The sequence below is a fragment of the Curtobacterium sp. NPDC087080 genome (genome assembly GCF_044745105.1).
Classification (GTDB): Bacteria; Actinomycetota; Actinomycetes; order Actinomycetales; family Microbacteriaceae; genus Curtobacterium.
Map to the genome: position 1 here is coordinate 852,064 of NZ_JBIUZP010000001.1, position 24,543 is coordinate 876,606.

The 24,543-nt window shown below is 69.5% G+C and carries 18 protein-coding genes; 12 read left to right on the forward strand and 6 right to left on the reverse strand.

Features of this window, described 5'->3' with window-relative positions; all coding sequences use genetic code 11:
• Positions 1–41: 41 nt before the first annotated feature.
• The gene (locus ACIPEQ_RS04015) at positions 42–491 is read right to left on the reverse strand and encodes a BLUF domain-containing protein (protein WP_402714147.1); all 450 of its coding nucleotides are present in this window, start codon (positions 489–491) and stop codon (positions 42–44) included.
• A 156-nt stretch (positions 492–647) separates the two neighbouring features.
• On the opposite strand from ACIPEQ_RS04015, the gene ACIPEQ_RS04020 reads away from it, so the two are divergent.
• The 3 genes from ACIPEQ_RS04020 to ACIPEQ_RS04030 are packed head-to-tail and all read left to right on the forward strand — an operon-like array spanning position 648 to position 4,754.
• Complete coding sequence (locus ACIPEQ_RS04020) at positions 648–3,998, forward strand: SNF2-related protein (protein ID WP_402714148.1); 3,351 nt, start codon at positions 648–650, stop codon at positions 3,996–3,998.
• A gap of 55 nt (positions 3,999–4,053) precedes the next feature.
• Positions 4,054–4,338 carry a hypothetical protein gene (locus ACIPEQ_RS04025; protein WP_402714149.1) on the forward strand — a complete coding sequence of 95 codons (285 nt, stop codon included), beginning with the start codon at positions 4,054–4,056 and terminating at the stop codon, positions 4,336–4,338.
• Between the two features lie 2 nt (positions 4,339–4,340).
• Positions 4,341–4,754 carry a type II toxin-antitoxin system VapC family toxin gene (locus tag ACIPEQ_RS04030; RefSeq protein ID WP_402714150.1) on the forward strand — a complete coding sequence of 138 codons (414 nt, stop codon included), beginning with the start codon at positions 4,341–4,343 and terminating at the stop codon, positions 4,752–4,754.
• A 19-nt stretch (positions 4,755–4,773) separates the two neighbouring features.
• On the opposite strand, the gene ACIPEQ_RS04035 is transcribed toward ACIPEQ_RS04030, so the two are convergent.
• Entirely contained in the window at positions 4,774–5,553 is a 780-nt protein-coding gene (locus ACIPEQ_RS04035; RefSeq protein WP_402714151.1) for an aldo/keto reductase, read from the reverse strand.
• A 95-nt stretch (positions 5,554–5,648) separates the two neighbouring features.
• Here ACIPEQ_RS04035 and ACIPEQ_RS04040 point away from each other — a divergent pair, with 95 nt between their 5' ends.
• The 4 genes from ACIPEQ_RS04040 (at position 5,649) to ACIPEQ_RS04055 (ending at position 9,100) form a co-directional block, all read left to right on the forward strand.
• Complete coding sequence (locus tag ACIPEQ_RS04040) at positions 5,649–6,443, forward strand: HNH endonuclease family protein (protein ID WP_402714152.1); 795 nt, start codon at positions 5,649–5,651, stop codon at positions 6,441–6,443.
• Between the two features lie 135 nt (positions 6,444–6,578).
• A complete protein-coding gene (locus tag ACIPEQ_RS04045; protein WP_402714153.1) occupies positions 6,579–7,370 on the forward strand; it encodes an SDR family oxidoreductase in 792 nt (263 codons plus the stop codon).
• Positions 7,371–7,551: 181 nt separating this feature from the next.
• On the forward strand, positions 7,552–7,992 hold the full coding sequence (locus tag ACIPEQ_RS04050; RefSeq protein ID WP_209676676.1) for an SseB family protein: 441 nt from the start codon (positions 7,552–7,554) through the stop codon (positions 7,990–7,992).
• A 319-nt stretch (positions 7,993–8,311) separates the two neighbouring features.
• Entirely contained in the window at positions 8,312–9,100 is a 789-nt protein-coding gene (locus ACIPEQ_RS04055) for a hypothetical protein (RefSeq protein ID WP_402714154.1), read from the forward strand.
• Between the two features lie 19 nt (positions 9,101–9,119).
• On the opposite strand, the gene ACIPEQ_RS04060 is transcribed toward ACIPEQ_RS04055, so the two are convergent.
• Positions 9,120–12,605, reverse strand: coding sequence for a TM0106 family RecB-like putative nuclease (locus tag ACIPEQ_RS04060; protein WP_402714155.1), 3,486 nt, complete (start codon positions 12,603–12,605; stop codon positions 9,120–9,122).
• 451 nt (positions 12,606–13,056) lie between these two features.
• On the opposite strand from ACIPEQ_RS04060, the gene ACIPEQ_RS04065 reads away from it, so the two are divergent.
• Positions 13,057–14,229 (forward strand): HNH endonuclease, encoded by a 1,173-nt coding sequence (locus ACIPEQ_RS04065; RefSeq protein ID WP_402714156.1) that lies wholly within the window; start codon positions 13,057–13,059, stop codon positions 14,227–14,229.
• Between the two features lie 210 nt (positions 14,230–14,439).
• Here ACIPEQ_RS04065 and ACIPEQ_RS04070 read toward each other — a convergent pair whose 3' ends face one another.
• The 3 genes from ACIPEQ_RS04070 to ACIPEQ_RS04080 form a co-directional block, all read right to left on the reverse strand.
• Complete coding sequence (locus ACIPEQ_RS04070) at positions 14,440–15,474, reverse strand: HIRAN domain-containing protein (RefSeq protein WP_402714157.1); 1,035 nt, start codon at positions 15,472–15,474, stop codon at positions 14,440–14,442.
• A gap of 78 nt (positions 15,475–15,552) precedes the next feature.
• Positions 15,553–17,274, reverse strand: coding sequence for a DNA/RNA helicase domain-containing protein (locus tag ACIPEQ_RS04075; protein ID WP_402714158.1), 1,722 nt, complete (start codon positions 17,272–17,274; stop codon positions 15,553–15,555).
• Positions 17,261–17,581 carry a nucleotide pyrophosphohydrolase gene (locus ACIPEQ_RS04080; RefSeq protein ID WP_400337622.1) on the reverse strand — a complete coding sequence of 107 codons (321 nt, stop codon included), beginning with the start codon at positions 17,579–17,581 and terminating at the stop codon, positions 17,261–17,263. Before ACIPEQ_RS04080 ends, ACIPEQ_RS04075 begins: the two co-directional genes overlap by 14 nt.
• A 180-nt stretch (positions 17,582–17,761) precedes the next feature.
• On the opposite strand from ACIPEQ_RS04080, the gene ACIPEQ_RS04085 reads away from it, so the two are divergent.
• From ACIPEQ_RS04085 to ACIPEQ_RS04100, 4 genes are all read left to right on the forward strand, one after another.
• Positions 17,762–19,852, forward strand: coding sequence for a UvrD-helicase domain-containing protein (locus tag ACIPEQ_RS04085; RefSeq protein WP_402714159.1), 2,091 nt, complete (start codon positions 17,762–17,764; stop codon positions 19,850–19,852).
• Positions 19,853–19,927: 75 nt separating this feature from the next.
• Positions 19,928–22,606, forward strand: coding sequence for a DEAD/DEAH box helicase (locus ACIPEQ_RS04090; RefSeq protein ID WP_402714160.1), 2,679 nt, complete (start codon positions 19,928–19,930; stop codon positions 22,604–22,606).
• Between the two features lie 91 nt (positions 22,607–22,697).
• Positions 22,698–23,894, forward strand: coding sequence for a hypothetical protein (locus ACIPEQ_RS04095; RefSeq protein ID WP_402714161.1), 1,197 nt, complete (start codon positions 22,698–22,700; stop codon positions 23,892–23,894).
• Entirely contained in the window at positions 23,891–24,508 is a 618-nt protein-coding gene (locus ACIPEQ_RS04100) for a GIY-YIG nuclease family protein (RefSeq protein ID WP_402714162.1), read from the forward strand. Before ACIPEQ_RS04095 ends, ACIPEQ_RS04100 begins: the two co-directional genes overlap by 4 nt.
• Positions 24,509–24,543: the final 35 nt, after the last annotated feature.

The window sequence follows — 24,543 nt, forward strand, 5'->3', positions numbered from 1 at the left end:
GATCCGGGTCCCCGAGCACGACGGAGGCAACAGCCAAGGCGTCAGGCGTCGCGCCGGTGCTTGCCCTTCGCTGCCGTCGGGTCCGCCATCGGGTGGTTCCGGAACCAGCGCAGCAGCTCACGCGGCCGACTCTGGTCGGCGCTCTGGTCGCCCTGGTCGAGGAACGTGCTGAAGCCCTCGGGCACCTCGACGCCGTCGGACTCGCGGTCGTACGCCATCGACCACTCCGGGAACCGCCGGGTGTGGATCGACTCCTCGACGAGGAGCCGGACCTCGTCGTGCCGCTCGTCCGCGACGATCCGTCCGTAGGTCGCCATCACCGCGTCGTACGGCCCCTCGAGCAGCTGCATGAAGCGTCCGCCCCGGTGCACGAGCATGCCGGTCAGCCCGTCGGCGGTGTTCCGCGTCCGGGCGTGGTCGAGCACCGCCTCGAGGTCGGCCTCGTCGAAGGGCTCGGTGGCGGAGCTCATGTACACCAGTGACTGCAGCACGCATCGATCCTGCACCTGAGCCGCTGTCAGCGACTCCCCCAGAACGGGACGTGGACAGTCGCCTCGGCAGAGCGGCGTCCAGTCGAGGACCTGACCGTCCCCGCTAGCAGCGGAGGGCCAGCAGCGGAGGTCGGTGGCGCCTGGCACGATGGACCCGTGCCCGCCGCCCCGATGATCGACGCCGTCGACGTCATCCGGTTCGTCGGGCCGCAGACCCTCGGCCGCGCGCGGGACGTGGTCCGCGCCGGCCTGGTCGAGGACGCCACCTGGCACGACGACGACGGCACGGTCACTGCGACCGTCTCCGGCTCCGCCGACGACCCCTACGAACTCCGCGTCGAGACCACCGTCGCCCGCGGCGAGTTCGTCCGCCCCGTCCGCAGCACGTGCTCCTGCCCCCTCGGCGGCGACTGCAAGCACGTCGCCGCCGCGCTCCTCACCATCAACGCGCGGGCCCTCGCCGCCGAACCCCGAGCAGCGACCCCCCCGGCCGCTCCTCCCGCCCCGGACTGGAGGCTCGACCTCGCCCGCCTCGCCGGTGACGACGACCGGGTGGTCGCCCCGCAGGGCACGCCGATGGGGCTGCAGTTCGAGTTGCGTGACGCCGTCCCGGCCGCGCTCGCCTCACGAGCGCGAGCCGCCGGCCGGGCGCTCCCGTCGCGAGCTCGCGGTGTCCGGCTCGGCGTGCGCCCGGTCACCCGGAGCGCCGCGGGCAACTGGGTGCGTGGGCAGCTCACCTGGGGCACGCTCCCCTACTCGATGAACCGGCTCGGCATCCCGCCCGAGCAGCACGCCTGGTTCCTGCAGTTCTCCGCGCTGCACCGCGCGGGGCAGCTCGCGGGACTGCCCGGCGAGAGCGACTGGGTGCACCTCGACGACTTCAGCAGCCCGCTGCTCTGGCCGCTCCTGCAGCAGGCACCCGGGCTCGGGATCGCCTTCGTGACCGGCAAGCGCGAGGGCGGCGCGGTGCTCGGGAGCGAGGCCCGTGTACTCCTCGACGCCGCGCGGCACGACGGCGCGTTGGTCATCGGCGCGAGCGCGGTCGTCGACGGGCGCCCGGTGCCCGAGGGGTCGGCGCGCACGATCGGCGACCACGGCGTCTACGCCTTCCGCGAGAGCCCCGAGTTCCACGTCACCCTGGCGCCGACCGCCTCACCCGTCCCGGCGGACCAGAGCCGGATGCTCGTCGAGGGTGCACGCATCACCGTCCCGCCGGAGTCGGTCGACGAGTTCCTGGCCGACTGGTCGCCGCGGCTCCGCGGTGCGCTCGGCCTCGTCAGCTCCGACGGCTCGGTCGAGCTCCCCGAGCGCACACGGCCGGAGCTCGTCCTGACGGCGACGTTCGAGCCGGCCCGGGCTCCCCGGACCGACGACCGCCTGCACCTGCAGTGGCGCTGGCACGTCGACGGACGGAAGGACCCGGTCACGCTGCACGGCCCGCTCCCCGACCTGTCGGGGGTGCGCGCCGCGGACGACCCGGCCGACCAGTCGACGCAGGCCGACGACGGCGGGCGATCCGCGCCTCCCGGCCCTGGTGGCGGTCTCGCCTGGTTCGAGGACGGCACGGTCGACGGTGCGGACGTCGCGGTCTTCGCGACCGAACTCCTGCCCGCCCTGCCCGCACACGGGGTCCGGACCGTCGTGCAGGGCGAGCCCGGCGACCACGAACGGTTGACCGGCCGGCCACACATCCGTGTCACGACGATGCCGTCGGAGAAGCACGACTGGTTCGACCTCGGCATCTTCGTCACCGTGAACGGGCGGCAGATCCCCTTCACCCCGCTGCTCCGGGCGCTGGCGAAGCGCGACCGCCGCATGAAGCTCATCGACGGGTCGTACCTGTCGTTGGCGGACCCGACGTTCGACCGACTCAAGGAGCTCATCGAGGAAGCCCGCGAGCTCGACGAGTGGGAGCCCGACCAGGCCCTGACGGTGACCCCGCTGCAGGCCGGGCTGTGGTCCGAGTTCGACCAGCTGGCCGACGAGACCGAGCACGACGAGCGCTGGCAGCGCATCGCCGCCGGCCTGCTCGACGCCGCACCGCCGGACGAGGTCCCCGTGCCGGACACCGTGCACGCCGACCTCCGCCCCTACCAGCACGCCGGCTACGCCTGGCTGCGGTTCCTCCGCGAGCACGGCATCGGCGGGGTGCTCGCGGACGACATGGGTCTCGGCAAGACCCTGCAGGTGCTCGCGATGATCGCCGCCGCCCGCGAGGCAGAGCCCGATGCACCGCCGTTCCTCGTCGTCGCGCCGACGTCGGTCGTCGGCAACTGGGCGGACGAGGCATCACGCTTCACCCCGTCGCTCCGGGTGACCACCGTCACGGCGACCTCGCTCAAGGACCACACCCGGGTCGCCCGCGCGGCCGCGGAGTCGGACGTCGTCGTGACGTCGTACGCGCTGCTGCGCCTCGACGCCGCCGAGTACACCGGGGTGTCCTGGTCGGCGCTGGTGCTCGACGAGGCGCAGTTCGTGAAGAACCCGCAGTCGCAGACGCACCGGGTCGCGGCCGAGCTGCCCGCGCCCGTGAAGTTCGCGATCACCGGGACCCCCCTCGAGAACGGGCTGACCGACCTCTGGGCGTTGTTCCACGTCGTCGCGCCCGGGCTGCTGTCGTCGTGGTCGCGCTTCGGTGACGACTACGTGAAGCCGCTCGGCTCCCCCGACCTGCGCGGGGACGCCCGCAAGGAACTCACCGCCCGGCTCCGTCGCCGGATCCGCCCGCTCATGCTCCGACGGACGAAGGAGAGCGTCGCGGCCGACCTGCCGCCGAAGCAGGAGCAGGTCGTCCGGGTGACGCTCGACCCCGCGCACCGTGCGCTGTACGAGCGGACCCTGAACCGGGAGCGGTTGAAGGTCCTCGACCTCATCGACGACCTCGCGCGCAACCGGATGATCGTCTTCCGGTCGCTGACGCTCCTCCGGATGCTCGCGCTGTCACCGGCACTCGTGCACCAGGCGGACCAGGACGCCGACGACGCCGCTGCCGAGCCCGTTCCCTCGGCGAAGCTCGACCTGCTGCTCGACGAGCTCGAACAGCTCGCCGCCGAGGGCCGCCGCGCCCTGGTCTTCAGCCAGTTCACGACGTTCCTGCGGATGGTGGCCGAAGCGCTCGACGCCCGCGGCATCGGCTACGAGTACCTCGACGGGTCGACCCGGAAGCGCCCGCAGGTCATCGACCGATTCCGGACCGGCACCGCGCCCGCGTTCCTCATCTCGCTCAAGGCCGGCGGCTTCGGGCTGACCCTGACCGAAGCGGACACCGTCTTCGTGCTCGACCCCTGGTGGAACCCGGCCGCCGAGTCCCAGGCGGTCGACCGGACGCACCGCATCGGGCAGACCCGCTCGGTGAACGTGCAGCGCTTCATCGCCGAGGACACCATCGAGGAGAAGGTGCTCGCCCTCGCGGGCAAGAAGGCCGAACTCTTCGCGACCATGATCGACGACGACGCCCTGTTCGCCGACGACCTGAGCGCCGACGACATCCGCTCCCTGCTCACCTGAGCCGCGACATACGAACTCCTTCGCGTCCGGACATCCGCGTCGGTACCGTCGCCGCATGTTCGTCGACGACAGCCGCTCCGCCCAGCCTCGTCCCGCACCTCACGTCCCGGTCGCGGACCTCCTGACGCGCAGTCACGCAGACCCGGACGTCGAGCCCGAGGCAGACCTCGACCTCGAGCGTGCTCGGACGGGAATCGTCCGCCGCGACCCCGCCACCGCGACGTCCGTCTTCCGCCTGCGCAACGGCGCCGAAGTCACCCTGGTCGGTCCGCTCGGTGCCTACTCCGGGATGTACCCGCGCGGCTACCTGCAGCGGCTCCGCGCGACCCCGACGACGTGATCGTGCTCGACGCGAACGTGCTCATCGCCCTGCTCGACCGCCGCGACGCTCTGCACGCGCGGGCCTTCGAACTCGTCGAGGACCACGCGTGGGACACCTTGTGCACCTCGACCGTCACCTTCGCCGAGGCGCTCGTCCGTCCGTCGAGACTCGGACTTGCATCCGCTCACGAGACGTACCTCCGGTCCATCGGGGTCCGGGTGGTCCCGCTGACCCATCGAGCGGCGCACGGAATCGCCGCACTCCGCGCCCGCGAGCGAGTCGGCGTCCCGGATGCGATCGCCGTCATCACCGCACAGCAGGTGGACGGGATGCTCGCGACCTTTGATCGACGGCTGAGCAGGCTCGCCCGGAGGCACGACGTGGACCTGGCCGAGCCGTACGACGACGGCGGGCTCTGGCCGTTCCCGACCTGAGCCTGCCGTCGCATCCGGCTCAGCCGGCGAGTCCGTCGATCCGCGACACCTCGTCTGCGGACAGCTCGAGGTGTGCCCCGAGCGCGTTCGATCGGATGCGCTCCGGGTTCGACGACTTCGGGATCACGACGAACCCGTGCGCCACGTGCCACGCGACGATGACCTGCGCACTGTCGGCGTCGTGCGCCTCGGCGATCTCGACGAGCGTCGGGTCCTGCAGGTTGCTCGCCTTGAAGGGGCTGTAGCCCTCGAGCACCACGCCACGCTCGTGCAGCCCGGCGGCGACCTCGGCGTCGTACTCGGCCGGGCTCCACCGGATCTGGTTCACGGCCGGGGTCGTCCCGGTGGCCTCGGTCAGCTCGTCGATCTGCGCGAGCGAGTAGTTGCTCACGCCGACGGCTCGCGTCAGCCCGTCGGTCCGCGCCTGGACGACCTGTTCCCAGACGTCGGGTCGGGCCTCACCGTTCGGCGGCCAGTGCACGAGCCACAGGTCCAGGTGGTCGAGTCCGAGCTGCTCGAGGCTCTCCTCGATGGTCTGTCGCACACGGTCGGCGTTGTCCGGCGGGAGCTTCGTCGTGACGAAGACGTCGTCGCGCGCCAGGCCAGAGTCGGCGAGCGCCTTCCCGACGCCGCGCTGGTTCGAGTAGCCCGTCGCGGTGTCGATGTGGCGGTAGCCGGCCTCGAGGGCGGCACCCACGGTGGCGGGGGCGTCGGCGTCCGGGATCTGCCAGGTGCCGAAGCCGAGGAGCGGCATCGATCCACCGGTGACGGGCACGGAGGGATTCGCGTGATCGGTCATGTCCCGTGTCTACGCCCTGCTCCGTCGGTGCCGCACGGGATGATCGTGGACGGTCCACCCGGGCCCGTTCCACCGCACCACCGAAGGCTCTCCCCATGACGTCCCGTCGACGCCGTCCGCGTTCCACCCGTTCGACCTCCTCGCGCCGCAGGGCTCGGGCCTCGCTGACCTCGCTCGGCCTCGTCGCGGTGGTCGCCCTGGCCGCCTGGCTGCTCCACACCACCGGCGTGACCGACGCGGACGCCGACGCGAGCGCGGACGGGGCACCCTCGTCGACGACCGCACCGACGATCACCGCTGCACCGACGAACGGCCCTGCCGGCGAGACCGACGCGCCCGCAGCGGAGACCGCCCGCCGCCAGCTCGCCGCCCTGCCCGTGAAGGGCAGGGCCCCCGCCACCGGCTACGACCGCGAGGCCCGCTTCGGCACCGCCTGGCTCGACGTCGACCACAACGGCTGCGACACCCGGAACGACGTGCTCGCCCGCGACCTCACCGACGTCGAACGGCAGGGCCCGTGCAAGGTCCTGCGCGGCACTCTCGTCTCCCCGTACACCGGCGAGCGCGTGGACTTCGTGCGGGGCAACCGGACGTCGACCCTCGTGCAGATCGACCACGTCGTCGCCCTCGAGAACGCGTGGCGCACCGGCGCGCAGCAGCTCAGCCAGGAGCAGCGCGAGGCCCTGGCGAACGACCCTGCGAACCTGTTCGCCGTCGACGGCCACTCGAACGCGCAGAAGCGCTCGGGCGATGCGGCGACCTGGCTCCCCGCGGACACGGCGTTCCGCTGCACCTACGTCGAGCACCAGGTCACGGTGAAGACGGCCTACCGGCTCTGGGTGGCGCCGGCGGAGCGCGACGCGATGGCGCGGGTGCTCGACCGGTGCTGAGCACCTGATCAGATGATGGCCCGCCTATACGACAGGTGTAGCCTAACGTCCATCGATGCACGCGCATCGATCCGGACTCGTCGCCCCACCGCTGGACCCGAGCCCTTCACCGTCGAAGACCGCAGGAGGCCATCCATGACATCCACCACCCGCTTCGCCGACCGCGTCGTCCTCATCACCGGCGGCGGCTCCGGCCTCGGCCGTGCGACCGCCGTCCGCCTGGCCGCCGAGGGCGCGCAGCTCTCGCTCGTCGACGTCTCCTCCGACGGACTCGAGGCCACGAAGGCCGCCGTCCTCGAGGCGACCCCCGACGCCCAGGTGCTGACCACCGTCGCCGACGTCTCCGACGAAGCCCAGGTCGATGCCTACGTCACCGCGACCGCCGAGCGGTTCGGCCGCATCGACGGCTTCTTCAACAACGCCGGCATCGAGGGCAAGCAGAACCCCACCGAGTCCTTCACCGCCGCCGAGTTCGACAAGGTCGTCTCGATCAACCTGCGGGGCGTGTTCCTCGGCCTCGAGAAGGTCCTGAAGGTCATGCGCGAGCAGGGCTCCGGCAAGGTCGTGAACACCGCGAGCGTCGGCGGCATCCGAGGCGTCGGCAACCAGTCGGGCTACGCGGCCGCCAAGCACGGCGTCGTCGGCCTGACCCGCAACTCCGCCGTCGAGTACGGCCAGTACGGCATCAGCATCAACGCCATCGCACCGGGCGCGATCTGGACCCCGATGGTCGAGAACTCGATGAAGCAGATCGACCCGGAGAACCCGCGGAAGGCCGCCGAGGAGTTCATCCAGGTCAACCCCACGAAGCGCTACGGCGAGGCCCCCGAGATCGCTGCCGTCGTCGCCTTCCTGCTGTCCGACGACGCCTCGTACGTCAACGCCGCGGTGATCCCGATCGACGGCGGGCAGTCGGCCAAGTACTGAGCGTGGTCCGTCCGGCGCCCGGCCAACCTGGTGGGTCGGGCGCCGTCGTCGGTCTGGAGGCACGCCCCACCCCCGCAATGCCGCTGACGTCCGGTGGGGAGCCGGCAGCGGCGGCGCCGCGTTCGGTTCCGCTCCGGCGACGTGGGAGCATGGCCGGGCACACCACGGCGGAGGGAACCCCATGAGCAGCAACGACACGAGCGGGTCGGCGTTCGGCCCCGGTGCCGGCAAGACCGAATCGCCCGCCGGAGCCCTGCGGCGCCGCATGGCATCGTCGGCGCAGGGGTTCCTCGGCAGCGCAGCCTGGGTGCCGTGGAAGCCGGCGGACGACCCCGAGGGTGGGAGCATCGCGCACGTGATGATCCGCGACCTGCCGTTCGTCCCGGTGTTCACCGACCCCGCGCAGCTCAGCGAGGGTGTGCCCGGCACCGAGGCCCGCCCGGTCCGCATGGCCGAGCTCGTCACCGCCGTGCCCGAGGAGTTCGGCATCGTCGTCGACCCGACCAGCGCCGAGGACGCGAACTTCCTGCACGCCGACGTGCTCGCCGGGATTCGGGCGCAGATGCGCGGCGAGATCCCCGGCGACGACGCCCCCGACGCCGCGGACTCCACCCAGGGCTAGGTCGCTGCTGACCGCGCGGGTCCGCCCGGGACCGGCGCGGCGGACCTGCTGACTGCGATCCGCGGCTGACGATCCCGGTTCAGGATCCCCGACGATCGCGCACCGAGATCGTCACGCGCCGGATCGCGATCGTAGTGGCGCGACTGCCCCTCTCTGACCACTGCACCGACCCAGTCCTGGGGATTCTTCAGGATCGGCTCGATCGGCACCATGGGATGGTTGCCGAACCGAGGGGGCGCACGTGCCGTTGGGTGGACCCGGACCGCGAGACTGGTCGCCGAGCGAGCCGTCGACCCCGCCAACGCGGACACGTCGAGGGATGCCGCCGCTGTACGCGCCGTCTCCGCTCCTCACCGCAGCCTCCGCAACGGACTGCACCCCGCCCCGCACCCGCCCGTGGGCCTTCGCGACCCTGTCGATGCTGCTCGGCCTGGGGAGTGTCGTGCTCGCGCTCGTGGAGCCGCAGCACCAGGGCGTGCCGTCGGGCTTCATCGTCAGCACGATCGGCGTGACGGCGATCGTCTGCGGCGTCCAAGCAGTCCGTCGTGCCCGATGGGGCTCGGTCGTCTCGAGGGCGTTCGGCCGGGTCGGGATCGTCCTCGGCGCGGTCGGCTCTGCGCTGATGCTCTACGCCCTGCTGGCGTTCGGGCTGGTCAGTGTGGGGGTCCAGCTGCCCGCGCTCTCGCTCCCGGCTCTGACGTCGACGACGACCCCCGCGCCCTCCGTCGTCGAGCCCGACACCGGCACGGCCGCGCCTCCTCCCGCAGCTGACCCAGCGGCCGTTCCCGAGGCATCCAGCGAGCAGCCGTCGGGAGCCCTGACCGTCGACGGCGAACACAACGCCCTGATGCAGAGCGCTGGCACGCTGTCGTTCGCCATGCGTCAGTACTTCCCGAGCGGCGTCTACCCGTCGGAGCTCGTCGTCGCTGAACAGCCGAGCAGGCTCGCGCTCACGGATGGGACCGGGCTCGCCTCGTTGCCCGAGGGCACCCGAGTGCTCTACTCGGTCGCCGCAGATCGCTCAGCATGGTCAGTCACCCTCGTAGGTTCGCAGCACGGCTCCGTCGTGACCTACAGCTCGGCGGTCGGCACGATACAGGCCGGTTGACCTCGGTCGCCCTGCGGCGTCAGCGGCGCGGCTCCACCAGCTCGATGAACCGCGAGAGCAGGGACAGCCCACTGATCGACGGCGGCAGCCCTGTGGTGAGCGCCGGCGAGTAGACGAGGTACGCCGCCCACTGCGCCCGGGACAGCGCCACGTTGAGCCGGTTCGGCATGAGCAGGAAGTCGAGCCCGCGCGGGATGTCCGCCGCACTCGAGGCCGCGAGCGATGTGATCGACACCACGGCCTCGCGCCCTTGGAACATGTCGACCGTCCCGACCTGGGTCCCTCGGAGTCCGGCGCGGTCGAGGGCCTCGCGGATGAGGGCCCCTTGCGCGTTGTACGGCGCGACGACGATGACGTCCTCGTCCGTCAACGACCGCGACACCTCGCCGTCGACCCACCGGCGGCCGATCAGGCTCTGGGCGAGCTCGACGACACGTGCAGCCTCCTCCCCCGACGACGTCGTGTTGCCGCTGTGCACGACCGGCACCGGGTGGACGCCCGGGTCGAGATCGTCGAGGTGCCGACCACTCACGATCGACGTCAGCTGCCCGTCGTACGACAGCCCCGAGACCGACGCGGTCAGCGCGGGCTCCATCCGCCGGGTGTGCGCCAGGAAGTAGCCGAACTCGGGCGGGAGCACGTGCCCCCCGTCCGCCAGCCACCCGAGCGCGGACTGGTCCACCGGCTCGGGGTGCGACCCCTGCGACACCTGGGGCAACTGCTGCGGGTCACCGAGCAACAGCAGGCGCTGCGCGGCGATCGACGACGCGATCGTCGGGGCGAGCGAGAACTGCCCGGCCTCGTCGACCACGAGCAGGTTGAGGGAGCGCCGCGGGATCGTGCCCTCGTTCGCGAACGTCCACGCGGTGCCGCCGACGACTCCCCCGGTGCCGGTCTCCGCGCAGGACGACAGGAAGGCCGAGACGGCGGCGTTGTTCTTCACCGGCGTCCACGCGGCGGCCTCGAGCTCGTCCTCGCTGGCACCGGACTTCGGCACCTTCACCACGCGGTCGGCGGACACACCAGCGCGGACCACCGACGACAGGAAGTTCTCCGAGGTCGCGTGCGACTGGCCGACGACCCCCACGCGCCACCCGTGCTCGCGGACGAGCCGGGCGACGACGTTCGACCCGACGTAGGTCTTGCCCGTGCCGGGAGGGCCCTGGATCGCCAGGTACGACCGGTCGAGCCCGAGCAGCGTCGTGACGACCGCGGAGACTGTGTCGTCGCCTGCCACCGGGGCGAGGGCACCGCGCGGCGGCACCCGGCGCAGCAGGTCGAGCGCGGGGTCGGGCAGCATCGACGGCAGGGCGTCGAGCACCTCCTGCCCCCACTCGGCGATCGCCTCGGGCTGCGGCTTCGCCCGCGGCGGGGCGGCCGGCGCAAGCGCGACCGGGAAGTCGTGGTGCGGTTCCCCGCCGCCGACCGGCAGGCTCTCCTTCACGAGGACCTCGAACGCGTCGCCGTTGTCGGCCGCTTCCAGCACGACCGCGCGAGCCGACGCGCCCTTCGAACCCGGCGCCGGAGCGCTGACCGACGGCGGGAGTGGGTCGTCGTAGACGAGGTGGGGCGTGCCTCCCGGCCGGATCCGCGAACCGGGCGCGAGCGTCCCGGACAGGCGGATCTCCCGTGACTGCGAGCGGGCACGCGGCAGCGTGTCCCAGTCCCGCTCGACGGATGCGCGCTCGACGACGAGGACGTCGCGGGTGTCGGCCCAGTCGTCGACGGGGTTGCGGAGGCGGTCGAAGTGGTCCTGCCAGAAGGTCTTGGCCTCGCGGCGGTGGTAGTCGATCGCGGCGGCCGCGAGTGCCAGAGCGGTCTGGTCGGCGTCACGGTCGAGGGGGTCGACGTCCGCGATCTGCGCGGCGAGGGCCGTGTACACGGGGTTCGGCTCGCGCTCGACGGGGATCGGTGGCAGGAGTTCCGTGTCCTCGGTCGCCGGCTCCGTGCGCGGGGGCCGGAGCGACAGCAGCCAGTCGCGGAGCCGGAGCGTGGAGCGGCAGTCGTAGGCGTTGTAGTCGGCGACCTGGTCGAGCATCCGCTGGCCCTCGGCGGCGTCGCCGTTACGGAGTTCCTCGATCGCCTCGACGTAGGCGGTGATGCTGTCGGCGGCGTTCGTGACGTCACTGAGGCGGAGGTCCTCGCCCATGTACAGCGGCTCGAGCTTCTTGATCGAGTAGCTGTGGCTGCCGACCACCAGGGCCTTGCGGACGATCGGGTACAGGTCGACGAGCACGCCGGCGCGGAGCAGGTCGTCGACGTCGTCCTCCCCCACGCCGTGTCGGGCGGCGAGGGACAGCAGGTGCGTCCGCTCGTACGCGGCGTAGTGGTACACGTGCATGCCCGGGTGGTGCGCGCGGCGTTCCTTGACGAAGGCGAGGAAGTCGACCAGCGCCTGGCGCTCGTCGCGGATCGTGTGCGCCCAGAAGGCGGTGAAGTCGGCGCGGTCGTCGACCAGGCCGAACAGGTAGTCGAGACCCCAGTGCACGCCGTCCTCGGTGTGCAGGGGGTCGCCCTCGAAGTCGAAGAAGACGTCGCCCGGGTCGGGCTCCGGGATCGCGTCGAGGGCGCGGGGGTCGTGGAGTTCGAAGCGCGGTTTGGTCTTGTTGGCTCGGCCTGCTTGCTGCTCGGCTTCGGTCTCGGTCTGGAGGCGCGCCTGCCGTACCAGCCGATCTTGCGTCGACCGCGACATGCCGGGCACGGCGGCGGTGCGGTCCGCCAGGTCGTCGATCGTCCGCACCCCCTGCCGGATCAGCTTCGTCCGCTGGTCGAGGCGCATACCGGCGACGAGGACCAGGTCGCGGTGCTGCTGCACCTGGGTCTGGCAGATCGTGCAGCGGCCGCAGCTGGAGTAGCGGGGGTCGCCCCACTGCAGTTCCTCGTGCTCCTGCATCCGCTCGGCGATGACCCGTTCGAGCTCGGCGCGCTGCGTGCGGTAGACCGGGGCGATGTCGGCGAGGTCGTGGGTGGTGGTCGTTCGGTCGCCGAGGACGAGGTGGACCTGCTCGCCGGTCGGGATGCCGTGCGCCTGCATCTGCTCGGCGTAGGCGGCGAGCTGAAGCAGGGCGCTGATCTTGGCGTGGCGGGCGAGCTTGGTGTCGTAGACCTCGTAGGCGCCCTGGCCGTTGCGGAGGATGAAGTCCGCGAAGCCGATGAAGCCCGGGCGGTCGGGGGTGGGCGGCTCGTGGAAGGTCGGTTGGTAGAGGACGTCGGCACCGGTGGTGAAGGCGGCTCGCGCGTCGGCTGCGGCTCGGGCGTAATCCGGCGGGGCGGGGCGCTCGAACTCGACCACCTGCCGGGTCTGCTTGAGGATCTCGAGGTAGTCGAGCTCGTGCTGGTCCCCCAGGCGTGCGGTGCGATCGAGCATGTCGTCGTGCTCGTCGGGCAGGGGGCCGCCGCGGCCGAGCTTGGCGTCGAGGCGGCGGAGGAACGCCCACTCGCAGGTCGCCCACGTGCTGAGGTCGCTCGGGCTGAGGAGGACCTGGCCGTCGGTGCTGATCTGCATGCGCTCCCCCGTGTCGTCTGGTGCTCTCCGAGCCTAGGGGCGAGAGCCGACAGGCCGGCCTCCGACCAGACGGACATCGATGTCTCTCACCGGGATCGCTACAAAGAAGACAGGTTCGCTGCGTCAAGCCGCCAGGACGACAGGCCACCGGATCGCGCTGCGCGGCCGCCGGCAGCTACCTCAGCGTCTCCCTGGGTTCCACGACGAGCACCTCACTCGGAGCCACACCGGCCTGCGGCTCCTGCACTTCACGGACAGCGAGGACCTCGGTCCATCCAGACTGTCTTGCCGGACGACGTCCATCCTCTTCGCCGACGATGGTCCCGGCAGCAGGACGCTGGCGGCCTACCAGCCTTTTGCAGTCGCCTTCTTACATGCGACACCCAGGCACGCGCACGAGGCCAGCTTCCAACCTGCTGCCGCGCTTAGACATAGCAGGCAAGATGTAAAAGTGACGCTCACTTCCCATTCGACACTCCGGGATCGGCTCCTCACCTACCTTGCTGGAGTAGGGGGCTCCTCGACGAGGGCCCAAGCACTCGACGCACTCGACGTGCTTTACGCCGGCCAGTGGACAACAGAGGACATCTCACACCAGAACACCAGGCAGTTCGAAACAAAGTGGCGAAATCGCGTCAGCTTCGAACGACAACGGCTGGTGGAACGCGGAGTGTTGCAGGCTCGTTCGGACGGCGTCTGGGCGCTAGCCGACGGCTTCGATCCCTCCCGCATAGACCTGCCGCGACTGGCAGCTCGGAACGCTGAGATACGACGTCGCGAGTATATGTGGGTCGCCGCGAAGGCTGCTGGAGCCCCGGACGACATCCTCCCGAGGGCACTGGAACCGTTACACCTGCGAGCGGGTGGGCGCGGAATCTATGTCGACGTGGCCACAACGAAAAGTGCGATCGCCCCCGCTGGCGTTGCAGTCTCCTTTCTCGATCTCGGACAGGCCTACGCTAACGAGCGCAATGTACACGGAGTCATCTACCGGCTGCCGCGGACCACGCGTGAAGGTAGAGATCAGGCGGAAATTGCGGCCACCGTTCGTGCTTACGAGCTGGCGATGCCGGTGTTCGTAATCCTGCCGGGTGCCCGACCGGCGTCCCGATCGGTCCGCCGCGCAGTCGTCGAGAGCGTCGACATTACGCGGGGTTCGGTACTCATCACGTTCCTGGACGATGATCCGCTTCCGCCAGAGCCTGGGAATGATGAGAACGACGAGTTCGAGCTCGTCATCGATGACGTCGAGACTCGTTGGCAACGACGCAAAGCAAGACCGAACCAAGCGCGATTCGCATTTGCAGTACTGCAGAGGTACGGAGCTCGTTGCGCTGTGTGCGACCTCGACGCGGAGCCCGTCATCGAAGCCGCACACATCCGCACTAAAGCCTTACAGGGCTCCGATGACGCCCGCAATGGGATCCCGCTCTGCAGCAATCACCACCGAATGTATGACGCAGGATGGTACGCCTTCGAACCCCTGACAACCGAGGTGGTGTTCAGGGTTCAGCAAAACAAGGGCCAGTCGCGGGTGATCCGGAGCAACCTCAGCCATCTCCCGCTCCAGCCCAGCAGGAAGGCTCTGGAGGATGCATGGGAACGTTGGTCTGCCACGTCCTAGCGGGGCGTCACCAATCAACGGCCACAGAAGCCGATGAGACACCCCTCCCTCAACACCTCGCATCGGCGGGCGATGTCTACCCGACCCTTAGCAGCGAAGTCGAGCACCTCGCGGGGCGCTCTCCAACGTTCCGGTCAGCCCAGGGCGCGGCCTGCACAGTCCGCGGAAGCGGTCGTGACCACAGCGTGGCGGACAATGACCAGAGCGAGATCAGCTGAGAAACTGATGGACCGCGGTCACCAGGCCACCACCGAGGCTGAGGAGCCCCACGCCTACCACGGCACATCCCGATTTCGCTGCCGCAGCTACTTGCTTCTTCCCGGCCGACGGCGCGGTTCCCGGCGCTTTCCTCGGGGTCGCCTCGGTCCGTTGCGGAGACGCCGAGCGAGGGAGTCCAGTGTAGGACGGTGGAACATCGTAGCTGGCCGCGGGTGCGACGAGTTGTGCCATTGTCCGGGCGTCACCATCCAAGTATGAATTCTCAACTTCGCTGGCCTTCGAAGCCTGCAGCACGACCTCCGCGGCAAGAGCTGAGCCTTTGAGGTGTGCCCATGCTGCGACGGCGAGGCCCTTCGCGGCGTGGTGGTCAACGAGCGCGAAGTAGTGCCGAGACGACTGAGTACTCAGCTCCCCAACCCGCTGCCCGTTCACACGTACTTCGATGAACTCGCGCTGCCCACCACGCGCCTTCTCCTCGCTTCCTCGATGCAGCGTTACCAGCAACAAAGACCGGTCCGCTTGACCGGCAAATGGAGCGAGAACGTCAAAGTGCTTTTCCTCGCCCGTAACCTGCAACCCCGACCCCCAGGGCAGGATCGAGTACGGCTCGGATGGGCCGTCATTCAGCGGTACGATGAGGTGCGGTTCTGGAAGCGCTACTCGAACATTCGAGTGGAAGCGGGCTCCCTTGCCCTCCCAGTCATCGCGCAATACGCCCCAAACTCTTGCGGGAACGACCGCAGTCACTCCCGACGCGGCGAGTCGGTGCAGGATCGGAGCGAATGCTCGGGCATCCGCGCGAGTCAGGTACCCCACTACCGCGCCCTGGACCCGTACGCTGATCGCGCGCGAATCATAGGGGTTGTCGGGCTCTGGAACAAGGAGCGCCTCGGTCTGTAACTCCTTGTCCTGGTCCTTGGCCAGGCGCCCAAGTAGGGCACGGATGGACGCTTGGTACTGCGACTCCCCTGCCACCTCGAGATTTGGCCACGTGGCGTTGGGGACGGCGTAGAGGGAACTGCTCACGACCTCACCATAGTGAGTCATGCCTCCCTTCAGCAGCCCCCAGCATTGGTGGCTTGTTCTGTGGACGGCGAGCTCGACTCACCCGTCCCGCATGGCCTCTCGCAGCCGCTCACGCAAAGCTGGGTCCACGACGTAAACGTACGTCCCGAGCACTCCTCGCGTCATGAGGACCGCGTAGACGTTGGACACGAACCGAAGGATGTCGTCGTCCGAGTACGCGATACCGAGGCGCGGATTGTTCTCCATGCCCTTCTTGTCGAAGTAGTTCGTCCGATCGAACACGATCCGCTGGGTCTCCGGATCGAAGCGCATGTCCGGGCCGATGATGACTCCCGCGTAGTTCAGGTCGTAGCCCTGCACAGTGTGGATCGAACCGACTTGCTCCAACGCGCCCGCTGACGTGATCCAGTCCTTCTGCGTCTGGTTCCACCTCAGGCGTTGCCCGTGTATTTCGATGTCGTAGGCGTCCGCGTCGTTCTTGCTCTTCCATTCCCATGCGTACCCGGCCACGAGGCGTGCGAGCCCCACCTCGCCGTCGCGTGCACGGATTGCCTCGTGCATCTCCCCCAGGTCGTCGAAGAAGCGCAGCTCGTAGTCGCCGAAGTCCGCTCGCTCCCGCTGCTCACCACGGAGCAACCCGCGAACGAACGACACGTAATCCGAGCCACCTCGCACTCGCATCTGTGTGAAGAGCCGGTAGTGGCGATCCGCTTCGCGAGCCCCTGCGATGAGTGCCCTCTGCGTGCTCTGCGGGAGGTCGGCCGGTCGGACACTCTGGTCGGAGTCGATCAGGAAGATCTGGTGCCGACTCTGTCTACGGATCCAGTCGGCCTGGGTCAGGTGGTCCGCGTCCTCACCGAAGAGCTTCCGGTTGATCTCGCCGAAGTTCTTGTTCTGCATGCCGGAAACTTGGTTGGCTCGATGATTCAACCGATGAGACTCGTCCACGACGAGCAGGTCCCATCGCTCATCGCTCTGCCCCACCTCGAACGGTGTCAGAACCATCCCCTTGTCGAGCCCCGGGGTCTTCGCAAAGATGCGTTTGAGCGATGCGCGCAGTGCCTGCTGCGGCACGACGAGCCCGAGCCGCGCGCTGCTCAAGCGGTTGCGATTCTCCTCGGTGAAGAAGTCGGAGAACAGCGCGTCGCTCTCGAGATCGTCGAATCCCTTTCCTGCAGCGATGTCACGGAGGAGCTTGAGGAGGTAGACCGCGACGATGGTCTTGCCCGTGCCGGGGTCACCCTGAACTGCGATCGGCGCAGCTGCATCGAGCTCCCAATCGTCGAACAGGCCCTCGAGGATGTCCTCCATCACGACCGCTTGATCACGATTGAGGGCCTTGAACGGTGACAGCTTGAAGAGTTCCCGGTTCTCGATCTCCGGCAAGCTCCGCGTGAACACATCCTGACGCCGCAGGGCATCGAAGATTTCCCGGAACGTCTCGCGGTAACGAGGCCGGTCGTAGTACTCGGCGTCGACGATCCCCTTGTTGCTGTTCAAGACCGTGTACTTGCCATCTGCGGCGAGCAGAGCGATGAGTTGCGACTCAAGATCGAGGCAGACGGACTTGTTGAAGGTGTCATCGAGCACGAGGCGAACCGCCTTCAGCGCTCCGCGCTCAGGGGAGTCCAGGTGCTGACGCATGCGGGCGGCCGTGTTCAACGTCTCCCCGACGTAGACCCGTTTCCCGTCGTCGAGGATGTACACGACCGGCCAGTTGATGAAGCGATGGTCGACGTCTCGCCAAGACCGAAGATGCTCGGCGGTGAAGGGCAGCTTCTCGATGTCAAAGCTGGTCATACTTGGTGCTCCGCCCTCGAGCTCGCTCAACCGGGTACTTGGTCCGCGTCACGGCGAGCTTCTCCCGGATGAGAGCGTCGGGCGAGACACCGACCCGGTCGGCCAAGAGAAAACAGTACGTGAGGACGTCCGCAAGCTCGCCGCGCACCCGCGACTCGTCACCCTCCGCATCCCATTGGAAGCACTCGAGCAGCTCCGCCGCTTCGATCGAGATGCTCTTCGCGAGGTTCTCCGAGGTGTGGAACTGCGCCCATTCGCGTTCTCGGACGAACGCGCGGAGTTCTTCCTGGAGTTCGTCTTCGGCCATGCCGAGACGGTAGCAGCGCGGACGTCGCGGACAGCATCTCCGTTGAGCACCAGAGCGCAACTCACTTGCACCCCAAACGGGTACTGACCCCGCGCGCCCCACATCCACGAGGATGGTTCAGCACCGCACGCCCAGGGGACGACGCGCGCTGCGACGCACAGGATCCCCGGGGAACGCACCATGACGATGGCCGGAGAATCGGCAGGCGCTGAAGCCCGCCGCCAGCGAAGCCTCGCAGCCGAGCACCGCCGCCGCGCTGACGACGCCGAGCAACGCGCCTCCCGCTACGAGATCGCCGAACGCACCGAGAGCGAATCCGCTCGGATACTCGCCCCACTCGCCGGCATCGGCTACCACCTCCTCGCCGACCGCCGCTGGCCCGGCAGCCGCACCGCCCAGGTCGACATGGTCGTCGTCGGCCGCTCCGGCGTCTTCATCGTCGACACCAAGGCATGGCGCGACGTCGCCGTCCACAACGACCGCATCACCCGCGGCCAGGAGGACGTCACCGACGACATCGCCCGCCTCGCCGACCTCGCGTACAGCACCGAGGCCGCCCTCGTCGACATCGGTCTCGCGCCCGGCGAGGTCCACGCGGTCGCCGCACTCGCCGGCCAGAAGAAGATGCACGCCAGGGTCGCCTCCGTCGACATCGTCGGCGTACACGACCTGATCGGACACCTCACGAAGCGCGGCGCACGGCTCTCCGCCAAGCGCGTCGACGAGGTCCTTGCCGCGCTCCTCGAGCACTTCCCCGTCATCGGCGAGGCACCGGCGGCACCGCAACAGCTCGTCGTCCCCGCCCCGGTACTCCCCCGTGACCCGGCGCCGGTGCTCGACGACGAAACGGTCGACCACCTCCTCGACGGCGTTCTCGAAGCACCCATCGAGGACTGGATGGCCTTCCTCGACCCGGCTCAGGCCAAGCTCGTCCGCCGCAACTTCAACGGTCCCGCTCGCATCCGCGGTGCCGCCGGCACCGGCAAGACCGTGGTCGGTCTGCACCGTGCCGCTTACCTCGCGCGCGCCACCGGTGGTCGCGTCCTCTTCACCACCTACATCCGCACCCTTCCCGCGGTCCTCGAGTCGCTGCTCGAGCGGCTCGCGCCCGACATGGTCGGCCGCGTCGACTTCGTCAACGTCCACGCCTTCGCCAACCGTCTCCTGAAGGAGCGCGGGGTCACCTTCACGATCGACACCCTGGAGGCACAGCGCGCGTTCTCCGATGCGTGGAACGTGATCAGCGCCTCCAGTCCGTTGAAGGCGGCCCGCTTCACGCGCCGCTACTGGGAGGACGAGATCGCCTACGTCATCAAGGGTCGCGGTCTGACGCACTTCGACGAGTACGCTGACCTCGCCCGCGTCGGCCGGAAGCACGCGCTGCCCGTCGAGGTCCGCCAGGCGGTCTGGGACCTGTACGAGGCGTACTCGGCGAACCTCCGCCGTCGGGGCGTGTGTGACTTCGAGGACACGGTGCTCCTGGCGCGCGATGCGCTGCGCGAACTCCCCCTCGACCGGTACGACGCCGTCATCGTCGACGAGGCCCAGGACCTGTCGTGCGCGATGGTCTCGCTCCTGCACGCCCTCGTCGGCGACCGCCCCGACGGCTTGACGCTCATCGGCGACGGCCAGCAGACGATCTACCCCGGCGGCTACACCCTCGGCGAGGTCGGCATCAGCCTCGCGGGCCGAGGCGTCGTCCTCGACGTCAACCACCGGAACACCGCCGAGATCCTCGACTTCGCGAAGCAGATGGTGACGGACGACCAGTTCATGGACATCGAGGGCATCGACGGGGCCGGCGACGCGGTGTCTGCGGTGTCGCGGTCCGGCGAGCGCCCCGCAGTGCACCACTTCGCCGATCGTGACGCGCACGACGCAGGGTTGCTGGCGCGGGTCGAGCAGGTCCTCCGGCTCGTCGGGACGGGCCACGGCGACGTCGGGATCCTGACGGCGACGAACCCCCAGGCCGACAAGGTCCGGGCGGTGCTCGACGCCGCTGGTGTGCCCTCGGTGTCGCTCAAGTACTACGCCGGCAAGAGCTCGGACCAGATCCGCGTCGGCACGATCAAGCGCGCGAAGGGCCTCGAGTTCAAGCAGGTGCTCCTGCCCCACGTTCCAGCGAAGCTGCTCGCGGATGCGCCGGAGACTGAGTCGGTCGCGGATCGCGAACGGCGCGAGCTCGACCGGCGGGAGCTGTACGTGGGGATGACGCGGGCCCGTGACGGGCTCTGGGTTGGATCGCTCGGGAAGACTCGCGCGAGCCGCTGACCCACGGCCGGGCTCCCGGTACCGTCGGAGCACGCCGCATCCTCTCGTTCCACCAACGACACCTCGGAGCACGCCATGGCCGACAAGGCAGCACGCAACCGGATCGACGCCCTGAGCCAGGCAGCCATCGGCGTCACGGAACACCGGACCGCCGTGCAGGCTGCCGCCGATGCTGCCGTCGTCGCGCTCCGCCAACGGCGAGCGTCCGTCCACGTCGACGACGTCCGGGCCGATCTCGTCCCGCTCGTTCCATCGGATGCCGACTTCGCAGCTGACCTGGTTCGCCGGCAGATGTTGCCGCGGGTCGACGCTGAGGCGAGCTCGGTCGTGCGCGTGCTGTCTGATGACGTCCCTCAGGCTTTTGAGGACGCGCGCCGCGGAACCGGCTTCACCGCCCTGTTCTCGGGCCGTGAGCGCCGTGAAGCGGCCGCTCGGGGCGATGCGTTCCTCGACCAGACGCTCAAGTGGTTGGACCGTACCGGAGCCGTGCAGCGCCTCCAGTCCGTCGATGACCGGCACGTCCCCAGGCCGGCCGTGCCGCTGGAGGCGCTGACCGACCCACGCGGTCCGCTGGCGACGGTCGCACCCGACCTGAGCGGTGGCGCCCCGCTTGCACTCGACGGCATGAAGGACCTCCCCGCGATCGTGACCCGACTCGCTGACGCGATCACGCGCGAACGCATCGCCCACGCCGACGTCGTCGAAGCGGGCCGAGCGGACCGGGAAGCGGCAGCACGGTACGAGCTCGACCGCATGGACATCGATCGGCTGCGCGATGCGACTGGCGACCGCCTGCGCCTCGGAGCACTGCGCGACGCCGGGGTGACCACCGTCGGTGCGGTGCTGCGGAACCCGGTGTTCCCCGGACAGTTCGCCGGGGTCGGCGAGGCGACGGCATCGCGTATTAACGGCGCCGCCCGCGCGCTGGAAGTGGCAGCGAGAGAGGACGCGGTCGTCCGCATCGACCCCGCCCGGCGTGACGACCAGTCGCTCGCACTCGTGCGTGCCCTGCTCGAGTGGGAGGTCGCGAAGGCCGTCGTCGGCCCGCGTGAACAGAACCTCGTCGACGGACTGCGACCGCTGTCCACGATGATCGAGCGCGGCGCATCGATCGCTCTCGTCATCCCGGACCAGCGCGCGACGGACCCGACCGCCGTCCGTCAGACGATCCTCGCGGCGGCCGAGGATGCCTGGCACCGTGCGCAGCGGGTGGACGAGCGCGCTCGGGCGACACCGGGCGACCCGTGGCAGGACTTCCTGCAGCGGCCCGCTGCGTTCTTCGCCCTGCTCGACGAAGCCGGACTGACGAAGCCAGCGGGTGCTGCTGCCCGCGGCGACCTGGGCGACGAGTTGATCGCGCAGGTGGAGGGCTTCTCGCTCGACACTTCGCGGCTGTCCGCGTCACTCCGCGGGTACCAGCGATTCGCTGCGGCCTTCGCGCTCGTGCAGCAGCGGGTCGTCATCGGCGACGAGATGGGCCTCGGCAAGACCGTCGAGGCACTCGCGACGATCGCACACGTCGCCGGCACGACGCCCGGTCAGACTCCGCACTTCCTCGTGGTCTGCCCGGCGGCCGTCGTCGCGAACTGGGTCCGTGAGGCCGAGCGGCACACAGACGTCCGCGCCTTCCGGCTGCACGGTCCGGCTCGACTGCTCGGTCTGCGGCTCTGGACCGACGAGGGCGGCATCGGCGTCACGACCTACGAGACGCTCGAGTGGCTCCGCACCCGTGTGCCCGAGGAGCTGCGGTTCGCCTCCGTGATCGTCGACGAGGCGCACTACGTCAAGAACCCCGAGGCGAAGCGCACGATGAACACGCGCGCGCTGCTCCGGCGAGCGGATCGAGCAATCCTGATGTCGGGCACGCCGCTCGAGAACCGCGTCGACGAATTCCGGGTGTTGATCGACCACATCCGCCCGGACCTCGTGGTGGACCAGTCCGACGACAGCCCGATGCTGTTCCGGAAGCAGATCGCGCCGGTGTACCTGCGCCGTCGTCAGGAGGACGTGCTCACCGAGCTCCCGGAGCTGGTCGAGGTCGAAGAGTGGACCGACCTGACGGACACCGAGGCAGCGCAGTACGCTGATGCAGTTGCCGCAGACGACTTCCACGCGATGCGTCAGCTCGCGATGCTCGGCGGCACACAGTCGAGCAAGGTCGAGTCGCTCGTGGAGATCGTCGACGAGGCGCGGGCCAACGGCCGGAAGGTGCTCGTCTTCTCGTACTACCGCTCCGTCCTCGCCGCGGCTGTCCAGGCCGTTGCTGACGGCGGCGCGGTATTCGGTCCCCTCACCGGGAGCACGCCCGCCGCGGCACGCCAGGACCTCGTCGACGAGTTCGCCGCCGCCGAACCAGGAGCGGTGCTCGTCTCGCAGATCGAGGCTGGCGGCGTCGGTCTCAACATTCAGGCCGCATCGGTCGTCGTGATCTGCGAGCCCCAGCTCAAGCCGACCACTGAATGGCAGGCAATCGCCCGGTCGCGGCGGATGGGGCAGCTGCAGTCGGTGCAGGTCCATCGGTTGCTGTCCGAGGACGGCGTCGACGCAGCGCTCGTCCGGATGCTGGCTCGCAAGGCGCAGACCTTCGAGGACTTCGCGGCGGTCAGCGAAACGGCCTCGGTGTCGGCGCAGGCGGTGGACGTGTCGGACTCGAAGCTGATCGCGCAGGTGTTGCGAGAGGAGCGGGAGCGACTCAACGTCTCGGAGCCGGTTCCCGAGCGAGCTGACGAGGGCGCCGGCGCCGGCGCCGTATGACTCAAGGCTGGCTCCGTAACGTCTCTCGTTCGTGCAACCATGTGCTTCATCACCGCGTACCCGAGCGCGGCTCAAGACGAAGGACCCCGCGATGACCGACATCGACGCCCCTGACGAGACGCTCGAAGCAGAGGTCCCAGCCGAGGAGGCGACCCGGGAGATCGCTAAGGCCGTCACCGGCCGACGCGCGCTCGCCCGTCAGTACGTGAAGTGGCTCCGGCGACGGAACCCGTCGGCGACGCCGACTGAGATCGTGCAGATGCTCGAGCGTCACTACGTCACCTCGATCACCACCGCTGGTGCGGCGATCACGGTCGGCTCGATCGCCGCTGACATCGCGATCGCGTCGATCCCGATTGCCGGCCCTGCCGTCGCCGGAGCGAAGAGCGCCGGCGCACAGGCTGCGAAGACGGGCACGAAGGTGGCCCTGAAGACTGCCGCGAAGAACGCGGCACGCACGGGTGTCAAGGGCGCCGCGGCGCGACTGCTCCCCGCCGGTGACCAGCAGCTGCAGTTCGAGATCACCGCCGTCTTCGGTCTCGCTGTCGCTGACCTGCACGGCATGGACCTCGACAAGGACCAGGCTCAGGCGCTCGTCCTCGGCCTGACCAACGAGCGGGTCAGCCAGCAGCAGATCGCAGCCATGGCGACCGATGTCGCCGAGGTGACATCCGAAGGCACCGTCTCGACCGGCCAGAAGATCGCCGCTGGTCGCGACGACTGGTCGCACTGGGCGACCACGTTGTCGGATGCGCTCCCGGGCGGCGCCGCGCAGAGCCTGATGCGCACGATCCAGACCGGTGAACTCGATCCGGTCCGAGAGGGGCTCACGGGCAAGCAGCGTGCCTCGATCGAGTACGGCGTCGGCGCAGTCACTGGTGGGGTCGCGCGCTTCGTCTTCGGACGCGACGTGGTCAAGTCTGCGAAGACTGCGTTCCCCGAGCCGCCGGCGGAGTTCCCGGATCACCTCGCCCTGACCGTGAAGACCGACGGTGACGACGAAGAGTCCGACAACCGCGCCCTCGCCGCTCTCGAGGACGCCGCTCGATCGACCGGCACGTGGGTCAGCGGGGCTGCGGGCGCCGTCGGCTCCGGCGTATCGAGCGCGGCGAGTGGTGCGACGCGGGTGTTCCGCCGAGTCGACCTGGACGGCGACGGCGAGCCGGATGAAGCGCAGGCGCTCACTGCGGTGAAGAACGTCGGCGGCAAGGTCGCGGGGGCCGCGGACGCCGTCGGAGAACGAGTCGCGGGGCTGTTCAAGTCCAAGAAGAAGAGCGACGGAGAATGAGCGCGCTCACCTCGGCCGCTCGGCCCGAGGAAGTACTCGCTGAGGCCGTCGGAGATGCGGTCCAGGCGCTGGGCGGGCAACCTCGCCGCGCAGGCGCAGCGGACGTGCCGAACGCGCCGGGGCTCTACGCGATCTGGGCAGATGGAGCCGTGACCGAACAGCTCGGCATCGGCCAGGACGGCCGCGCAGCGCCGATCTACATCGGCAAGGCAGAACGGAGCCTGCGCGAACGCGACCTCCGCGCCCACTTCGGCGTCGACGACGCGAACGTGCGATCCGGTTCCTCGACGCTCCGCCGCTCGTTGTCGGCGCTCCTCGCCGATGAACTCGCACTGCGTCCCGTCCCGAGGGGCAAGATCGCGGGCGACGCGTCGAAGGGCTTCTCGCTGCATCCGGAGGACGAGCGACGCTTGTCCGCGTGGATGCAAGACCGGCTCGAACTGACGACCTGGGCGCTTCCTACGGCGCTGGGCATCCGACTCGGGGACGTCGAGTCGCGGGTCATCCGGCACTGGGATCCGCCGCTCAACATCGTGCACGCACTCACTCCTCGGACGGCGCTGCGTGCGGCACGGGCGGCGTTGCGGTCCAGAGCACACGCCACGATCCCCTGAAGGCAGTCGAGGCTGGTCTCCGCAGCTGGACGGGA

What these genes read in the sequence shown, in the direction of transcription:
- ACIPEQ_RS04080 (WP_400337622.1), bottom strand. Translation starts at nt 17,581, where the DNA reads ATGGCCGAAGACGAACTCCAGGAAGAACTCCGCGCGTTCGTCCGAGAA.
- ACIPEQ_RS04025 (WP_402714149.1), top strand. Translation starts at nt 4,054, where the DNA reads ATGTTCGTCGACGACAGCCGCTCCGCCCAGCCTCGTCCCGCACCTCAC.
- ACIPEQ_RS04085 (WP_402714159.1), top strand. Translation starts at nt 17,762, where the DNA reads ATGACGATGGCCGGAGAATCGGCAGGCGCTGAAGCCCGCCGCCAGCGA.
- ACIPEQ_RS04075 (WP_402714158.1), bottom strand. Translation starts at nt 17,274, where the DNA reads ATGACCAGCTTTGACATCGAGAAGCTGCCCTTCACCGCCGAGCATCTT.
- ACIPEQ_RS04100 (WP_402714162.1), top strand. Translation starts at nt 23,891, where the DNA reads ATGAGCGCGCTCACCTCGGCCGCTCGGCCCGAGGAAGTACTCGCTGAG.
- ACIPEQ_RS04060 (WP_402714155.1), bottom strand. Translation starts at nt 12,605, where the DNA reads ATGCAGATCAGCACCGACGGCCAGGTCCTCCTCAGCCCGAGCGACCTC.
- ACIPEQ_RS04035 (WP_402714151.1), bottom strand. Translation starts at nt 5,553, where the DNA reads ATGACCGATCACGCGAATCCCTCCGTGCCCGTCACCGGTGGATCGATG.
- ACIPEQ_RS04050 (WP_209676676.1), top strand. Translation starts at nt 7,552, where the DNA reads ATGAGCAGCAACGACACGAGCGGGTCGGCGTTCGGCCCCGGTGCCGGC.
- ACIPEQ_RS04095 (WP_402714161.1), top strand. Translation starts at nt 22,698, where the DNA reads ATGACCGACATCGACGCCCCTGACGAGACGCTCGAAGCAGAGGTCCCA.
- ACIPEQ_RS04040 (WP_402714152.1), top strand. Translation starts at nt 5,649, where the DNA reads ATGACGTCCCGTCGACGCCGTCCGCGTTCCACCCGTTCGACCTCCTCG.
- ACIPEQ_RS04045 (WP_402714153.1), top strand. Translation starts at nt 6,579, where the DNA reads ATGACATCCACCACCCGCTTCGCCGACCGCGTCGTCCTCATCACCGGC.
- ACIPEQ_RS04090 (WP_402714160.1), top strand. Translation starts at nt 19,928, where the DNA reads ATGGCCGACAAGGCAGCACGCAACCGGATCGACGCCCTGAGCCAGGCA.
- ACIPEQ_RS04055 (WP_402714154.1), top strand. Translation starts at nt 8,312, where the DNA reads ATGCCGCCGCTGTACGCGCCGTCTCCGCTCCTCACCGCAGCCTCCGCA.